We start from the raw sequence: 12,524 nt of genomic DNA on the forward strand, positions 1-12,524 counted from the left end.
CTTCGCGCTGAGGCCGGCCCCCGGCGGCGCGGCCGTGCATCTCCACGCAACGACAGTGGTCCTCGCGGGTCGTGCGCTCCTGATCGCGGGGCCCGCGGGCGCGGGAAAATCCTCGCTGGCGCTCGAGATGATGGCGCTGGGCGCGGGGCTCATCGCCGACGATGTCACCGAGCTTTTCGAGGAGGATGGCGCGCTCTGGGCGCGGGCGCCCGAGGGCCTGCCCGCAGCCATCGAGGCGCGGGGCATCGGACTCCTGAACGCGCCGCTCGCGCCGCCGGCGCCGGTGATGGCCGCGCTCGACCTCACCCGCTGCACTGCAGAGCGCATGCCGCAGGTGCAAGGAATCTCGCTCCTCGGCCATGCTAAGCCCTTGCTTCAAAACACCGAGAGTGGTCCTTTGAGTGCAAAGCTCGTGCAATATCTTAAGCACAAGCCGCTATAGGACACCCATGTCGGAGCCTGTATCTTCTGCGCCGCAGCGCATCGTGCTCGTGACCGGGCCCTCCGGCGGCGGGCGATCGACAGCCATCAATGCCCTCGAGGATATGGGCTACGAGGCCATCGACGCGCTGCCGCTGACGATGATCCCGCGGCTCCTGGCCGGGCCGCCCATGGAAAAGCCGCTCGCGCTCGGCATCGCGCCCGGCGCGCGGGATTTCTCGGCCAATGCCTTCATCGAGGTGATCGACAAGCTCCACCGCGGGGATCACGCGCCCGAGGTCGTTTATCTCGAATGCGCGCCCGAGGTCCTGTTGCGCCGCTATTCGGAGACCCGGCGGCGGCATCCCGCGGCCCCCGAGGAAACGCCCGGCGTGGGCATCGAGCGCGAGATGGACCTCCTCGTCCCGATCAAGGCCCGCGCGGATACCCTCATCGACACCTCCGAGCTCAGCCCCCACGATCTCAAGGCCGAGCTCGAGCGCCTCTTTTCCAGCGAGGGCGGGACCAAGCTCGCCGTGTCGCTGCATTCCTTCAGCTACAAGCGCGGCCTGCCGCGCGGCATCGACATGGTCTTCGACTGCCGATTTCTCAGGAACCCGTACTGGGAGCCGTCGCTTCGCGCCCTAAATGGGATGTCGGGTGACGTACAGGACCACGTGAAACAGGATGCGCGATACGCGCCGTTCTTCACCATGGTCCGCGATCTGGCAGAGCTGTTGTTGCCTGCATACCGCGAGGAAGGGAAAGCGCATTTGAGCATCGCGTTCGGCTGTACGGGCGGCAAACACCGTTCCGTGACCATGGCAGAGCACGTGGCGTCATCCCTTGCGGAAAGCGGCTGGCAGGTGTCTATTCGTCATCGGGAGTTAGAGCGCGCAGGGCAGGGGACGCCCCACGCAGTGAGACAAGGGGACGGCCCGTGATCGGGATCGTAATTGTCGCCCATGGGGGGCTCGCCGCCGAGTACAAGTCGGCGATGGAGCATGTCGTGGGCAAGCAGGCGGGTATCATGCCTGTGTCCATCGAGGCCAGCCATGACCGCGGCTTCAAGCAGCAGGAAATCTGTCGCGCGGCCGATGCCGTGGATGAGGGCGACGGCGTCGTGCTCGTCATCGACATGTTCGGCTCCTCGCCCTCCAATCTCGCGCTCCGCGCCTGCGAGCCGAACGGGCGGCGGATCCTCTACGGGGCCAACCTGCCGATGCTCGTGAAGCTGGCCAAGAAGCGCCACAGGCCCATCGACGAGGCCGTGGCCGCGGCCCGCGAGGCCGGCAAGAAATATATCGATTGTTACCAGGCGGAGCCGCAGGCTACACACTAGCCAATGTCCACGACCCGTCAGCTCGAGATCGTCAACACCAAGGGGCTCCATGCCCGTGCTTCGGCGAAATTCGTCGAAGTTGTCGAGGATTTCGACGCGGTCTGCGACGTCGCCAAGGAAGGGATGAGCGCCGCCGGTGACAGCATCATGGGCCTTTTGATGTTGGCAGCTTCCCATGGCTCCACTATTGAAATCGCCACGTCGGGCCCGCAGGCTGAGGCCCTCGCAGACGCGCTGGAAGCGCTCGTGGCCGACAAGTTCGGCGAAGAGATGTAACCGCGCTGACCCTAGCGCATGACAAGTGGATGGATGTGACCCTTGGTTGATCATTCCCAAACGCCGCCATCGCTCCTGGCGCGCCGCCCGGCGGGCGACCTCGTGGAGCCCGCGCCCACCCCCTATGACAAGCGCAAGCTGAGCTACGCCGGCACCTTCACGAACCCCTGGCAGGCGGGGATCATCCGCACCATGGAATGGTGCACGGGCAAGATCACGCTTTTGCGCCGCATCCGCCAATTCGAGCGCATGGGTCCGGCCACGGGCCAGAACTTCTGGAAGCAGGCCCGCGGCTTCATGGAGATCGACCTCCAGACCCCCGCCGAGGAGATCGCGCGGATCCCCGCCGAGGGGCCTTGCATCATCGTGGCCAATCATCCCCACGGGCTGGTGGACGGGATGATGATTGCCGAGCTCGTGGGCGAGGTGCGCAACGATTACAAGATCCTGACCCGCTCGCTCCTCACGGGCGTGGAAGAGGTCGCCGAATACATGATCCCCGTGCCCTTCGCGCACGAGGCCGACGCGCTCGAAAAAAGCCTCGACATGCGCAAGCAGGCCATGGCCCATCTCGCCAATGGCGGCTGCGTGGTGATCTTCCCCTCGGGCTCCGTCGCCGTCTCCGAGAGCTGGTGGGGCCCCGCGATCGAAGGCGAATGGAACCCGTTCACCGCCAAGATGATCCAGCGCTCCGGTGCCGCCGTCGTTCCGGTGCACTTCCCCGGCCAGAACAGCCGATGGTACCAGATCGCAAACCAGCTCAGCGCCACGCTCCGCCAGGGTCTCCTGATCCACGAGGTGGCCCACAGCTTCGGCAAGCCGCAGCGCCCCGTCATCGGGGAGCCCGTCTCTCAGAAGATCATTGCCGAGAAAAGCCGCAATCCCCGGGACTTCATGGCTTGGCTCAGGGCGCATACGCTGGGGCTCGGCGCCTAATCTTCCACGGGTCACCACGAATTTTTGCAAGAATTCGTGGTCCTGAAACGACAAAGGGCGGCCTGATGGGCCGCCCCTGCCTTGCATTCTGTAGCTTACCTATTGTTCGTTGGCGCTGGCCACGTCGATGGACACGCCCGGCCCCATGGTGGAGCTCAGCGCGACCTTCTTCATGTAGGTGCCCTTGGCGCCCGCGGGCTTCGCGCGGGCCACGGCATCCACGAAGGCGCGCACGTTCTCGACGAGCTTTGCCTCGTCGAAGGACGCCTTGCCGACGCCGGCATGGACGACTCCTGCCTTCTCGGCCTTGAACTGCACCTGTCCGCCCTTGGCTGCTTCCACGGCTTCCTTGACGTCCATCGTCACCGTGCCGACCTTCGGGTTCGGCATCAGGTTGCGGGGGCCGAGCACCTTACCGAGACGGCCCACGATGGGCATCATGTCCGGCGTGGCGATGCAGCGGTCGAACTCGATCGTGCCGCCCTGCACCGTCTCCATGAGGTCCTCCGCGCCTACGATGTCGGCGCCGGCCTCCTTGGCCTCGTCGGCCTTCGGGCCGCGGGCGAAGACCGCTACGCGCACCGTCTTGCCGGTGCCATTCGGGAGCGTCACCGTCCCGCGCACCATCTGGTCCGCGTGGCGGGGATCGACGCCGAGGTTCATTGCGATCTCGACAGTCTCGTCGAATTTCGCTGTCGCGTTGCCCTTCACGAGCTTCACGGCCTCCTCGACGGTCACGTCGAGCTTCTCTGCGAAGGCTTCCTTGGCCGCCTTCATGCGCTTTCCAACCTTGCCCATCTTACTTCACCTCGATGCCCATGGATTTCGCGGAGCCGAGGATGATCTTCATCGCGGCCTCGACGTCGTTGGCGGAGAGATCTTTCATCTTCGCCTCGGCGATCTCGCGGACCTGCGCCACCGAGACCGAGCCCACCGTCTCGCGGGACGGGTTGTTGGCGCCGGATTTCAGCTTTGCCGCCTTCTTGAGGAAGTAGGACGCCGGGGGCGTCTTGATGTCCATCGTGAAGGACTTGTCCTGGTAATAGGTGATCACGGTCGGACAGGGCGCGCCCGGGTCCATCTCCTGCGTCTTGGCGTTGAACGCCTTGCAGAATTCCATGATGTTGATCCCGCGCTGACCGAGCGCTGGGCCCACCGGCGGGGAGGGGTTGGCTTGTCCTGCAGGAACCTGCAGCTTCATCGTGCCAGCGACTTTTTTCGCCATGGCGCGTCTCCTTTTCTCAACGCCCGCCCGTCGCGACGGTGGGGCTTTTTGTCGATGTGGTCCGGCGTTGCGCACGCGTGCGCGCGGCCTCCCACGAGGCGTTCTTGCGAACAGCGCGCTCTTAGTGGAAGGGCGCCGCGCATGCAAGCGTGAGACGCGCGTGCCCCCTGTCCCCGGGACTGAAAGAAAGTCCTACCGAGGCGTGAATTGACCGGCCGAGCGATCAAAGCTCTTTCGTGCTAGGCTAGCCAAACGGCGGCCGGCATTCATCAGTGGAGGGTTTCATGCGGCGGTTCATCATAGGCTTGGTCACCCATGGCGCGGCGCTTGGTTTGGGCTTCGGGCTTGGGGTCTACTTCCTGCCCATCCTCACTGCACCGCCCTCGCCCGATGCGGCGACGCTCGAGGCCATGGCGGAGGACGCCGTCTTCACCGCCGCGTTCCAAGAGGACCTCCGCGGCAACGACCTGCTGCATTGGGGCACCGGCACGGTGAGCCTCACGCCCTCGCAGATCGTGCATACCGGGGAGCTCGCGCCCGGCCCCGACTTCAGGGTCTACCTCGTGCCGAGCTTCGTGGCCCACGAAGACGAATTCGCGCCGCTGAAGGCTCAGAGCCAGATCATCGGGTCGGTGAGGACGTTCCAGGGCTTCTCGCTCGACATCCCCGAGGGCGTGGACATCGAGGCCTACACGACCGTCCTCGTCTGGTGCGAGGCCTTCTCGGAATTCATCGCCGCCGCCCAATACCGCTGACCGCCGGTCTTTCCTCATCAACGAGCGCGCTTTGCCGCGCGCCGGGGTCGTGGCAAGCTGGGCCATGATCACGGAGATCGAGGACTATTTCACCCGCGGCTGCGGGCGCTGCCCGCGCTTTGACACACCAGACTGCGCCACGCGGATCTGGGCCGGAGCCCTGGGTGAGCTTCGCGCCCTCTGCCTGGCGGCGGGTCTCTCCGAACATCTCAAATGGGGCCATCCCTGCTACATGCATGCGGGGCGCAACGTCGCCATCCTCGGCGCGTTTCGCGACAACGTCCGCCTCAGCTTCTTCGACGCCGCGCTTCTCGCCGATCCGGCTGGCATTCTGGAGCGGCAGGGCCCGAACACCGCCCATCCCGACATGATCCGCATCTCGAAGTTGGCCGATGTCAGCAGGCTCGCGCCGACAATCCGCGCCTATCTCGCCGAGGCCATGGACCATGCGCGGGCAGGACGTCGCCCGCCAAGGGAGCGCCGCGAGATCAACCTGCCGGAAGAGCTTATCGAGGTGCTTGATGCGGATCCCGAGCTTGCAGAGGCTTTCCACGCCCTCACTCCCGGACGGCAGAAGAGCTACGAGATCTACCTCGGCGGAGCCAAGAAACCCGAGACTCGCGTCGCACGTATCGAGAGATGCCGTCCGCGCATTTTCGCGGGCAAGGGGGCAACGGAGCGCTGAGGGCGCGCGGGGCGCGATGCGCCCCCGCATACCCTGTGAGACGCTACGAGGCGCGGCGGCGCGCCCCGCGCCTCAGCTCTGCTTGGTGACCTGGGTGTATTCGAGCTCCACCGGCGTGGCGCGGCCGAAGATCGAGACGGTGACCTTGAGACGCTGGTTGTCGTCGTCGACCTCTTCCACGGTGCCGTCGAAATCCTCGAACGGGCCGTCGTTGACCTTCACCTTCTCGCCCACCTCGAAGTGGATCATGAGCTTCGGTGCCTCGGCACCTTCCTCCACACGGCCCAGGATCCCTTGCACCTCGGCGTCGCGCATGGGCATGGGGCGGCCCTGGGGCCCGAGGAAGCCGGTGACACGGTTGATCGAGTTGATCAGGTGATAGCCCTCGTCCGACATCTCCATGTGCACGAGCACGTAGCCCGGCATGAAGCGGCGCTCGGTGGTGACCTTCTTGCCGCGGCGGACCTCGATGACCTCCTCGGTGGGCACGAGGACCTCGTCGATCTGGTCCTCCATGCCTTGCTCCTCGATGGATTGGCGGATCTGCTCGGCGATCTTCTTCTCGAAGTTCGACAGAACGCTCACGGAATACCAGCGCTTCGCCATGGGCCTTGGTCCTCGTCTTGCCCCGCGCGCCAGATGCGCGGGTCCCAGAAACAAATGGGGCGCGCCGTCCTCAGACAAGCGCGCCGCGTTGCGAAGCCATTACCGTGCCGTTGGGGGCAGTTCAAGCCCCGCTCGGAGCGCCTCAGCTCATGAGCCCGATCACGCCGGAGAGCGCCGAGCGGATGCCGAGATCGACGAGGGAGAAGAAGACAGCCGTGAGCGCAGCCATGATGAAGACCATGATCGTCGTCACCACGACTTCCCGGCGCGTGGGCCACACGATCTTGGCCACCTCGGCGCGGGTCTCTTGGATAAACTTGAGCGGGTTCATCGGCGTTCTCTCCGTCTGACCCGGCTCAGATACGCGGGCGCGCCCCCGGTTTCAAGGCATGAAGCCCGGGATGAGGAGGCGCTGCGGCGCCGATGCAGGGGCGTCAGCGGCCCTCTTCGCGCGCCAGCTTCTCGAAGGGATCGCGCTGCAGCTTTTCCTTGAAGGAGAGCCGCTTTGCGGGCGCGGCCTCAGAGGCGTCGCCAGCCGCGTCGCGCTGGCCACCGAGGCCGGAAAACAGGTCGGACACCGAGGAGGTGAGGGAGGAGAAGGTCATGGCAGTCGGTCCAGGTGTGAAATGATCCGTTACCGAAAAATTCACCCTCCATTGCGGCACGAAAGAGACCGGATCAGGACTTTGCAGTGGGATTCTCACGGCCGCGCCGGGCGCAATTCTGGCGGCGTGATGGCTTTGCTGAAAATTGCAGCGGAAGGCCTGGCAGGGGCAGCAGGGTTCGAACCCGCGACCTACGGTTTTGGAGACCGTCGCTCTACCAACTGAGCTATACCCCTAAGGCCGTGGCGGGAGTTACCCCGGCAGGCCGTCCCGTGCAAGCACTCAGATCAGGGCATATGCCATCATAAGGAGCCCGGCGAACCCGGCGATCCACGCGCCCGAGCGGATGAGCGGCACAGCGAAGAGATAGAGCGGAATAAAGAGCGCCCGCGCGATCACGAAGACCATCGCGCCGAAGGTGGCGAGCTCCATGTCCACGTCGCCCGCGCTGCCCACCGGCAGCACCACGGCCTCGCCCGTGAACGCGTTGAGCGCCAGCGCGGCACAGCCGAGACCCACGAAGGCGGCGAGGTTCTCGTTGGAATTCCTGAGGATCCGACGGGCCCGGCCATACATGCCCTCGGCCGGGGGCTCGTCATCGCGGGAGCCGAGGTAGCCGCCATAGCCGATCTGCGGGATCAGGAAGAGCGAGGGCAGGAAGACGGCGAGATAGTGCACGGCAATGCCGGCGATGAGCCAAGTCGTCATGGGAGGGTCTCCGGGCGTCAGAACAAACAGGGAGGGCGCATGGCCCCTAGGCTGCTGTTCTAGCTCCGTGGCCCGGTTCGGAAATGATGCCCGCGTCGAAGAGCCGTGCAATCTCGCCCCCGTCAAGGCGCGCGACATCCGCGAGCACCTCCTCGGTATGGGCGCCGAGCTCCGGGGCGGGGGCGGGCGCGCCACGGGCAGCGCCGTCAAAGCGCGCCGGGCATCCGGGGACAGGGAACGTCCCCAGGCCGGGTTGCGTCATCGTGGTGAAGACGGGGTTCTCCGGACCGAGATCGGGATCGCGCTCGAGCGCCTCCCGCAGGCTCTGGAAGCGTGACCAGGTGAGGCCCTTGGCATCGAAGAACTCGGCGAAATCATCGATCCGGCGGGCCGCGAACCACGGCGCGAGGATCGCGGTGATCTGGTGGCGGAGCTCCCAGCGTGCCCCCTCGTCGCGGAGGTCGCGCCCGCTCTGCGTGGCGAGCTCGGCCATGGCAGCCGCGCTTTCGGTGGCGTCCACGAGGAGCTTCCACTGGCGGCCGGTGAGGCCGATCACCATGACGCGCCCGCCGCAGGCGCAGACGAAATCCTGCCCGTAGGCCCCGTAGAGCGCATTGCCGGCCTTTTGCCGGTCGCGCCGGTTCACGGCGGCGTCGCCGATGAGGCCGAGATGCCCGAGCGCCGCGGCGGCCACGTCCTTGAGGGCGATCTCCACGGCCTGCCCCGCGCCGGTGCGCAGCCTGTGTCGCTCGGCGGCGAGGAGCGCCGTCGTCACCATCTGCCCCGCGAGGAGATCCCAGGCGGGGACGGCGTGGGCCACGGGCGCCTCGGAGCCCTCGGGCCCCGTCATCTCCGGCACGCCGAGGGCCGGGTTGACGGTGTAGTCCACCGCGGGCCGCCCGGCGCGGTCGCCCTTCAGCGTCACGCTGATCATGTCGGGACGCGCGGCGCTCAGCGTCGCGTGGTCGAGCCAGCCCTTGGCCGGCAGGTTGGTCAGGAGGAGCCCGGCATCGGGCCCCGGCGCCGTGGCGATGCGGAACGCGAGCTCGCGCCCCTCCGGCGTGGCGATGTCCACGGCCACGCTTTTCTTGCCCTTGTTTAGGCCGGCCCAGAAGAGGCTTCGCCCCGACGGGGCGAGCGGCCAGCGCCCGGCATCAAGCCCACCCGTGGGTCTGTCGATCCGGATCACCTCCGCCCCCATCTGCGCCAGCGACAGGCCTGCATAGGGCACCGCCACGAAGGCCGAGCTCTCCACGACGCGCATCCCGGTGAGGAGCGGGGTCGTCACAGGGTGCTCTCCCAGATGGCGGTGGCGGTCATGCCCTGGTGGCCGTCCTGCCCGGAGACGAGACGCAGGCCGCCATCGCCGTCTTCGCACGCTGCGAGATCGAGGGGCGCGCCGAGAAACATCGGATGCACGCCGCGGAATTCGAAGAGGCTGGGCGCGCGGCCGCGCTTGTCGCACGCCAGCTCCATGAGCTTGATCGCTTGCAGCGGCCCATGGATCACGAGCGCCGGGTAATGCTCCACGTCGCGGGTGTAATCGGCGTCGTAATGGATCCTGTGGCCGTTGAACGTCACCGCCGAGAAGCGGAAGAGCGTGGCCGCCGTCACCGGCGCGGTGCGCGCGGCATCAGGGGCTGCGGGCATCGGGCGCTTGGCGGGCGGTGTGAATGTCTCGGGTATATCGAGGTAGACGAGGGTCTGGCGCTCCCGCGCGGTGAGGCCCTGGGGCCCGCGGATCTCATGCTCCACGGTCACGAAAGCCATGGGCCGCTTCGGGTTGCCCTTTTCCTCGACGCTCAGGATCGTCGAGCGGCAGGTGAGCGGATCTCCCACCCGTGGCGGGGCGCGGAATTCAAAGCTGCCCGCCGCCCACATCCGGCGGCGGAGTGGCAGCGGCGGCAGGAAGTCGCCACGGCGCGGATGCCCGTCCTCGGCGAGCTCGGCCTCGGGCACGACCTCCGGGAAAGCGAACCAGTGCCAGAGTGGCGGGAGCGCGTCGCCCGCCCGAGGCGCGGCAACCCCGAGCGTGGCCGCGATACGCGCCGCCTCGGCCTCGGAGATCGTCCCCACGGTGTCCCGTGTCCGGCCGACCCAGGCATGGGTGTTGAGCATGTCCATGATGCGCCCTCCCGCAGCGTTGCTTTTGCATCAAGCTGCACGGATCAAAATAAAAAGCAAATGATTTGAATGGGTTAGCGGGATGCAATTGTATACCGAAGCGGCGGGTGCAGGCGCGGCATGCGGATATTGCAGGGAAAATCGGCCCCACCTTCGCAGCTGCAGAAATTGGTATACTTCGGTCCACGTTTCCGCGCGGCGCGGATCCCGGCCGCTGCGCGGTAGAATCAGGCTTTGGGCAGGGCCGCCGCCGCGGCCTCCAGCGCGTCGAGATCCGCCCCGCAGATCGCGGCCTCGTGGGCGAGGATATGGTCGATCGGCCAGTCCCACCAGGCGAGCGCGTTGAGCCTCGCGATCACGGCCTCCGGGAAGCGGCGGCGCACCACGCGCCCGGGATTGCCCGCCACGATGCTGTAATCCGGGGCCACGCCGCCCACCACCGCGCCGGCCCCCACGATGACCCCGTTGCCCAGCACCGCGCCCGGCAGGAGCATCGCCCCCCGGCCCAACCAGCAATCATGGCCCACCCGCGTGGGCCGTGGCGGCCTGGGCGGCATCGAGGCACGCTCCGGCGACATGCCGTCGAAGATCGCAAAGGGGAAGGCGCTGAACCCGTCATAGCGGTGATTGGCGCTGTCGGTGACGAAGCTCACGCCCATCGCGAGGCTGCAGAACTTGCCGATCTCGATGCGCTGCGCGCCGTAGAGATAGGGAAAGAGCCTGCGCCGCATGAGATCGGGCGCGGGCATCTCGTCATCGGAATAGTAGGTATAATCCCCGATGGAGAGCCCCGGCTCGTCGAGCACGGCGTTCAGGAAGACGGTCCCCTGGAAGCGCGTCCCGTCGGGGAAGACGACCGGATGCGTCGTGTCGGGCGATGGAAAGGGCATGGTCGCGAGCAGCTAGCGTGTTTCTCGGTCATGGGCGTGCAGGATCGCGTTCTGCACTGCAGGCTCCATCTCGTCCAAGGCGAGGATGACCTTGCCGTCATGGGCCGCGGCGATCTGCGCGGCGGTCACATCGATCTCGCCATACCCTTCGATATAGACAACAAGGCGTGCGGGATGGACCTTGCGCACCGCGCCCACGCCCACCGTCCCCTCGCGGGCAAAGACCTGCCAATCCTCGGCGATTTCCTTCAGCGACATGGGGCGACCCTCCTCTATGGTGGGTCCACCGTGCCGGATGGCGGGCATTCGGACAAGGAAAACGCCTGAAGGCCCGGCGCAGGAAACCCTGCCGCCTCAGAGCGCGAGCTTTTTCATCATCGCCTTCCAGACCACGTCTTCGATCCCGGTAACGATGGCTTCGAATTCGTCGCGGCGATGCGTCGGCATGTTGTTCCGCGAGATGATCGACATGGAGGCGTTGGCCTCGAAGAGCACAAATTCGTCGTCGGATTTCCAGCCGATGTCGATGCCGAAATAGTCGAGGCCCACCCGCTCGCGCACCGCCGCGCCGAGTTCATGGAGCCGTGTCCAGCTGTCGAAGCGGCCCAGAACATCGAGCTCTCGCTCGGCCTCCTCGGGGCCCCGGTCCACGGAGTGGATCAGCCACCCTTCGCCGTAGAGGATATGCCGCATCATGATCCTGTCCGGGGTGATCACGAGCCGGATCTTGGCCCATTCGCCGGCGGCGTTCTGGAAATCCGTCCACTGCGTCATGTAAATTTCGCGTCCGCCCCAGGCCATCCCGAAGATGGAGCGCCAGTCCTTCTCGGACGAGATGAGCAGCAGTTCCCGCCCCGTATGGGTGCCCGCGGGCCGGATCATGACCGGGTAATCGAAGTTGCCCTTCTTGAAGGCGTTCGTGAAGTCCTGGGGGCTCTTCGGGGAGAACCGAATGCACTTGGGCGCGGTCAGGTGCGGCACGTCGGCGAGCTTGCGCCAGATGACATCGCGGCTGGTCTCGAGGATCTCCCGGGGCGTGTTGAAAACGGGCATGGAGGTGCCGCGCAGGGCCCGGTCCAGATAGGTCAGGGCGCGGCGATATCGGTCGGGATCGGCGAGCATGTTGATCATCCACTGGGCGTCTTTCAGCGCCGTCTCGTCGGGCTCGGGATACCAGGTCTCGCGGCTCTGCTCGGCGAGGCGGTCCTTCATCTGCCGCGGGAGGACGATGCGCCCAGGCATGACCATGAGCGGGGCGCCGTCCGACCCGAGTTTGAGCTTGATGGTGTAGTTGTCGGGGAGCGCGCTGAAGACCATGCCTTGCGTCTGTGCCGGGGTTGGCGTTCCGGTCGCGAGCGTGGGTGCGGCAGGCTGGGGGGCCTTGCGCTCGAGTGCCTTGGCCTTGCGGCGCGCGGTGCGGTTCGGTGTCCGTGCCATGGGGTGGTCCTTGCCCTTCGTCTCTCGTGGCCGGGACGGCCCTCCTTGCGTGCAGTGTCTCAGGCTTGCCCGTCTCGCGCCAGACGGGGCGGGCGCGATGCGCGCGCGCTGTTACACGCAACCCTCACTTGCCCCGCGCGCATGAAAAAAGCCGCCCCCGAACGGGGACGGCTTTTCCGGTCTTTCTGGCGGCGGAGGCCCCGGGTCAGGCCCGGGGCGTGTCCGTCCTTACTCGATGATCGAGCTGACGACGCCTGCGCCGACGGTGCGGCCGCCTTCGCGGATGGCGAAGCGGAGGCCGTTTTCCATCGCGATCGGCGCGATCAGCTCAACGGAGAAGCTCACGTTGTCGCCCGGCATCACCATCTCCGTGCCCTCGGCCAGCGTCACCGTCCCGGTCACATCCGTCGTGCGGAAGTAGAACTGGGGCCGGTAGTTGGCGAAGAACGGCGTGTGGCGGCCGCCCTCTTCCTTCGTCAGGATGTAGGCCTCGGCCTCGAACTTCGTGTGCGGCG

Annotated in this window: 19 protein-coding genes and 1 tRNA gene; 7 read left to right on the plus strand and 13 right to left on the minus strand. The window is 66.6% G+C overall.

The annotated features are described in order from the left end of the window. The first annotated feature begins 34 nt into the window (after positions 1-34). The 5 genes from AAFM92_13855 (at position 35) to AAFM92_13875 (ending at position 2,974) form a co-directional block, all read left to right on the plus strand. Positions 35-442, plus strand: a complete 408-nt coding sequence (locus AAFM92_13855; protein ID MEL7301463.1) for a serine kinase — start codon at positions 35-37, stop codon at positions 440-442. Positions 443-449: 7 nt separating this feature from the next. After that, positions 450-1,364 carry an RNase adapter RapZ gene (gene rapZ / locus AAFM92_13860; GenBank protein ID MEL7301464.1) on the plus strand — a complete coding sequence of 305 codons (915 nt, stop codon included), beginning with the start codon at positions 450-452 and terminating at the stop codon, positions 1,362-1,364. Then, positions 1,361-1,762 carry a PTS fructose transporter subunit IIA gene (locus AAFM92_13865; protein MEL7301465.1) on the plus strand — a complete coding sequence of 134 codons (402 nt, stop codon included), beginning with the start codon at positions 1,361-1,363 and terminating at the stop codon, positions 1,760-1,762. Before rapZ ends, AAFM92_13865 begins: the two co-directional genes overlap by 4 nt. 3 nt (positions 1,763-1,765) lie before the next feature. After that, positions 1,766-2,038: an HPr family phosphocarrier protein gene (locus AAFM92_13870; protein MEL7301466.1), complete on the plus strand. Its 273-nt coding sequence runs from the start codon at positions 1,766-1,768 to the stop codon at positions 2,036-2,038. A gap of 75 nt (positions 2,039-2,113) precedes the next feature. Then, positions 2,114-2,974 carry a lysophospholipid acyltransferase family protein gene (locus AAFM92_13875; protein ID MEL7301467.1) on the plus strand — a complete coding sequence of 287 codons (861 nt, stop codon included), beginning with the start codon at positions 2,114-2,116 and terminating at the stop codon, positions 2,972-2,974. Positions 2,975-3,073: 99 nt separating this feature from the next. Here AAFM92_13875 and rplA read toward each other — a convergent pair whose 3' ends face one another. Beyond that, positions 3,074-3,772, minus strand: coding sequence for a 50S ribosomal protein L1 (rplA, locus tag AAFM92_13880; protein MEL7301468.1), 699 nt, complete (start codon positions 3,770-3,772; stop codon positions 3,074-3,076). 1 nt (position 3,773) lies between these two features. Further along, positions 3,774-4,199 carry a 50S ribosomal protein L11 gene (gene rplK, locus AAFM92_13885; protein ID MEL7301469.1) on the minus strand — a complete coding sequence of 142 codons (426 nt, stop codon included), beginning with the start codon at positions 4,197-4,199 and terminating at the stop codon, positions 3,774-3,776. 284 nt (positions 4,200-4,483) lie between these two features. On the opposite strand from rplK, the gene AAFM92_13890 reads away from it, so the two are divergent. Both AAFM92_13890 and AAFM92_13895 read left to right on the plus strand, forming a co-directional pair. Then, positions 4,484-4,954, plus strand: a complete 471-nt coding sequence (locus AAFM92_13890; protein MEL7301470.1) for a DM13 domain-containing protein — start codon at positions 4,484-4,486, stop codon at positions 4,952-4,954. Positions 4,955-5,018: 64 nt separating this feature from the next. Beyond that, positions 5,019-5,639: a YdeI/OmpD-associated family protein gene (locus AAFM92_13895; protein MEL7301471.1), complete on the plus strand. Its 621-nt coding sequence runs from the start codon at positions 5,019-5,021 to the stop codon at positions 5,637-5,639. Positions 5,640-5,711: 72 nt separating this feature from the next. On the opposite strand, the gene nusG is transcribed toward AAFM92_13895, so the two are convergent. From nusG to tuf, 11 genes are all read right to left on the minus strand, one after another. Beyond that, complete coding sequence (nusG, locus tag AAFM92_13900) at positions 5,712-6,245, minus strand: transcription termination/antitermination protein NusG (protein ID MEL7301472.1); 534 nt, start codon at positions 6,243-6,245, stop codon at positions 5,712-5,714. 142 nt (positions 6,246-6,387) lie between these two features. Beyond that, the gene (gene secE, locus AAFM92_13905; GenBank protein ID MEL7301473.1) at positions 6,388-6,576 is read right to left on the minus strand and encodes a preprotein translocase subunit SecE; all 189 of its coding nucleotides are present in this window, start codon (positions 6,574-6,576) and stop codon (positions 6,388-6,390) included. A 103-nt stretch (positions 6,577-6,679) separates the two neighbouring features. After that, positions 6,680-6,850 carry a hypothetical protein gene (locus AAFM92_13910; GenBank protein ID MEL7301474.1) on the minus strand — a complete coding sequence of 57 codons (171 nt, stop codon included), beginning with the start codon at positions 6,848-6,850 and terminating at the stop codon, positions 6,680-6,682. Between the two features lie 160 nt (positions 6,851-7,010). Then, a tRNA-Trp gene (locus AAFM92_13915) sits at positions 7,011-7,086 on the minus strand. 46 nt (positions 7,087-7,132) lie between these two features. After that, positions 7,133-7,558 (minus strand): MAPEG family protein, encoded by a 426-nt coding sequence (locus AAFM92_13920; protein MEL7301475.1) that lies wholly within the window; start codon positions 7,556-7,558, stop codon positions 7,133-7,135. A 46-nt stretch (positions 7,559-7,604) separates the two neighbouring features. Continuing rightward, the gene (locus AAFM92_13925) at positions 7,605-8,822 is read right to left on the minus strand and encodes a CoA transferase (GenBank protein MEL7301476.1); all 1,218 of its coding nucleotides are present in this window, start codon (positions 8,820-8,822) and stop codon (positions 7,605-7,607) included. A 20-nt stretch (positions 8,823-8,842) separates the two neighbouring features. Further along, complete coding sequence (locus AAFM92_13930) at positions 8,843-9,682, minus strand: MaoC family dehydratase N-terminal domain-containing protein (GenBank protein ID MEL7301477.1); 840 nt, start codon at positions 9,680-9,682, stop codon at positions 8,843-8,845. A 227-nt stretch (positions 9,683-9,909) separates the two neighbouring features. Beyond that, complete coding sequence (locus AAFM92_13935) at positions 9,910-10,572, minus strand: CatB-related O-acetyltransferase (protein ID MEL7301478.1); 663 nt, start codon at positions 10,570-10,572, stop codon at positions 9,910-9,912. A 12-nt stretch (positions 10,573-10,584) separates the two neighbouring features. Continuing rightward, positions 10,585-10,830 carry a hypothetical protein gene (locus AAFM92_13940; GenBank protein ID MEL7301479.1) on the minus strand — a complete coding sequence of 82 codons (246 nt, stop codon included), beginning with the start codon at positions 10,828-10,830 and terminating at the stop codon, positions 10,585-10,587. Between the two features lie 96 nt (positions 10,831-10,926). After that, positions 10,927-12,009 carry a hypothetical protein gene (locus AAFM92_13945; protein MEL7301480.1) on the minus strand — a complete coding sequence of 361 codons (1,083 nt, stop codon included), beginning with the start codon at positions 12,007-12,009 and terminating at the stop codon, positions 10,927-10,929. Between the two features lie 228 nt (positions 12,010-12,237). Beyond that, on the minus strand, positions 12,238-12,524 hold a 287-nt coding region (tuf, locus tag AAFM92_13950), incomplete at its 5' end, for an elongation factor Tu (GenBank protein MEL7301481.1).

This window comes from Pseudomonadota bacterium, assembly GCA_038533575.1.
GTDB lineage: Bacteria > Pseudomonadota > Alphaproteobacteria > Rhodobacterales > Rhodobacteraceae > Shimia_B.

Bases quoted from the DNA above. Each gene is read 5' to 3' on its own strand.
- rplA (MEL7301468.1), bottom strand. From the start codon at position 3,772: ATGGGCAAGGTTGGAAAGCGCATGAAGGCGGCCAAGGAAGCCTTCGCA.
- AAFM92_13870 (MEL7301466.1), top strand. From the start codon at position 1,766: ATGTCCACGACCCGTCAGCTCGAGATCGTCAACACCAAGGGGCTCCAT.
- AAFM92_13945 (MEL7301480.1), bottom strand. From the start codon at position 12,009: ATGGCACGGACACCGAACCGCACCGCGCGCCGCAAGGCCAAGGCACTC.
- AAFM92_13920 (MEL7301475.1), bottom strand. From the start codon at position 7,558: ATGACGACTTGGCTCATCGCCGGCATTGCCGTGCACTATCTCGCCGTC.
- nusG (MEL7301472.1), bottom strand. From the start codon at position 6,245: ATGGCGAAGCGCTGGTATTCCGTGAGCGTTCTGTCGAACTTCGAGAAG.
- AAFM92_13930 (MEL7301477.1), bottom strand. From the start codon at position 9,682: ATGGACATGCTCAACACCCATGCCTGGGTCGGCCGGACACGGGACACC.
- AAFM92_13925 (MEL7301476.1), bottom strand. From the start codon at position 8,822: ATGCGCGTCGTGGAGAGCTCGGCCTTCGTGGCGGTGCCCTATGCAGGC.
- AAFM92_13895 (MEL7301471.1), top strand. From the start codon at position 5,019: ATGATCACGGAGATCGAGGACTATTTCACCCGCGGCTGCGGGCGCTGC.
- AAFM92_13890 (MEL7301470.1), top strand. From the start codon at position 4,484: ATGCGGCGGTTCATCATAGGCTTGGTCACCCATGGCGCGGCGCTTGGT.
- rplK (MEL7301469.1), bottom strand. From the start codon at position 4,199: ATGGCGAAAAAAGTCGCTGGCACGATGAAGCTGCAGGTTCCTGCAGGA.
- rapZ (MEL7301464.1), top strand. From the start codon at position 450: ATGTCGGAGCCTGTATCTTCTGCGCCGCAGCGCATCGTGCTCGTGACC.
- secE (MEL7301473.1), bottom strand. From the start codon at position 6,576: ATGAACCCGCTCAAGTTTATCCAAGAGACCCGCGCCGAGGTGGCCAAG.
- AAFM92_13910 (MEL7301474.1), bottom strand. From the start codon at position 6,850: ATGACCTTCTCCTCCCTCACCTCCTCGGTGTCCGACCTGTTTTCCGGC.
- AAFM92_13940 (MEL7301479.1), bottom strand. From the start codon at position 10,830: ATGTCGCTGAAGGAAATCGCCGAGGATTGGCAGGTCTTTGCCCGCGAG.
- AAFM92_13935 (MEL7301478.1), bottom strand. From the start codon at position 10,572: ATGCCCTTTCCATCGCCCGACACGACGCATCCGGTCGTCTTCCCCGAC.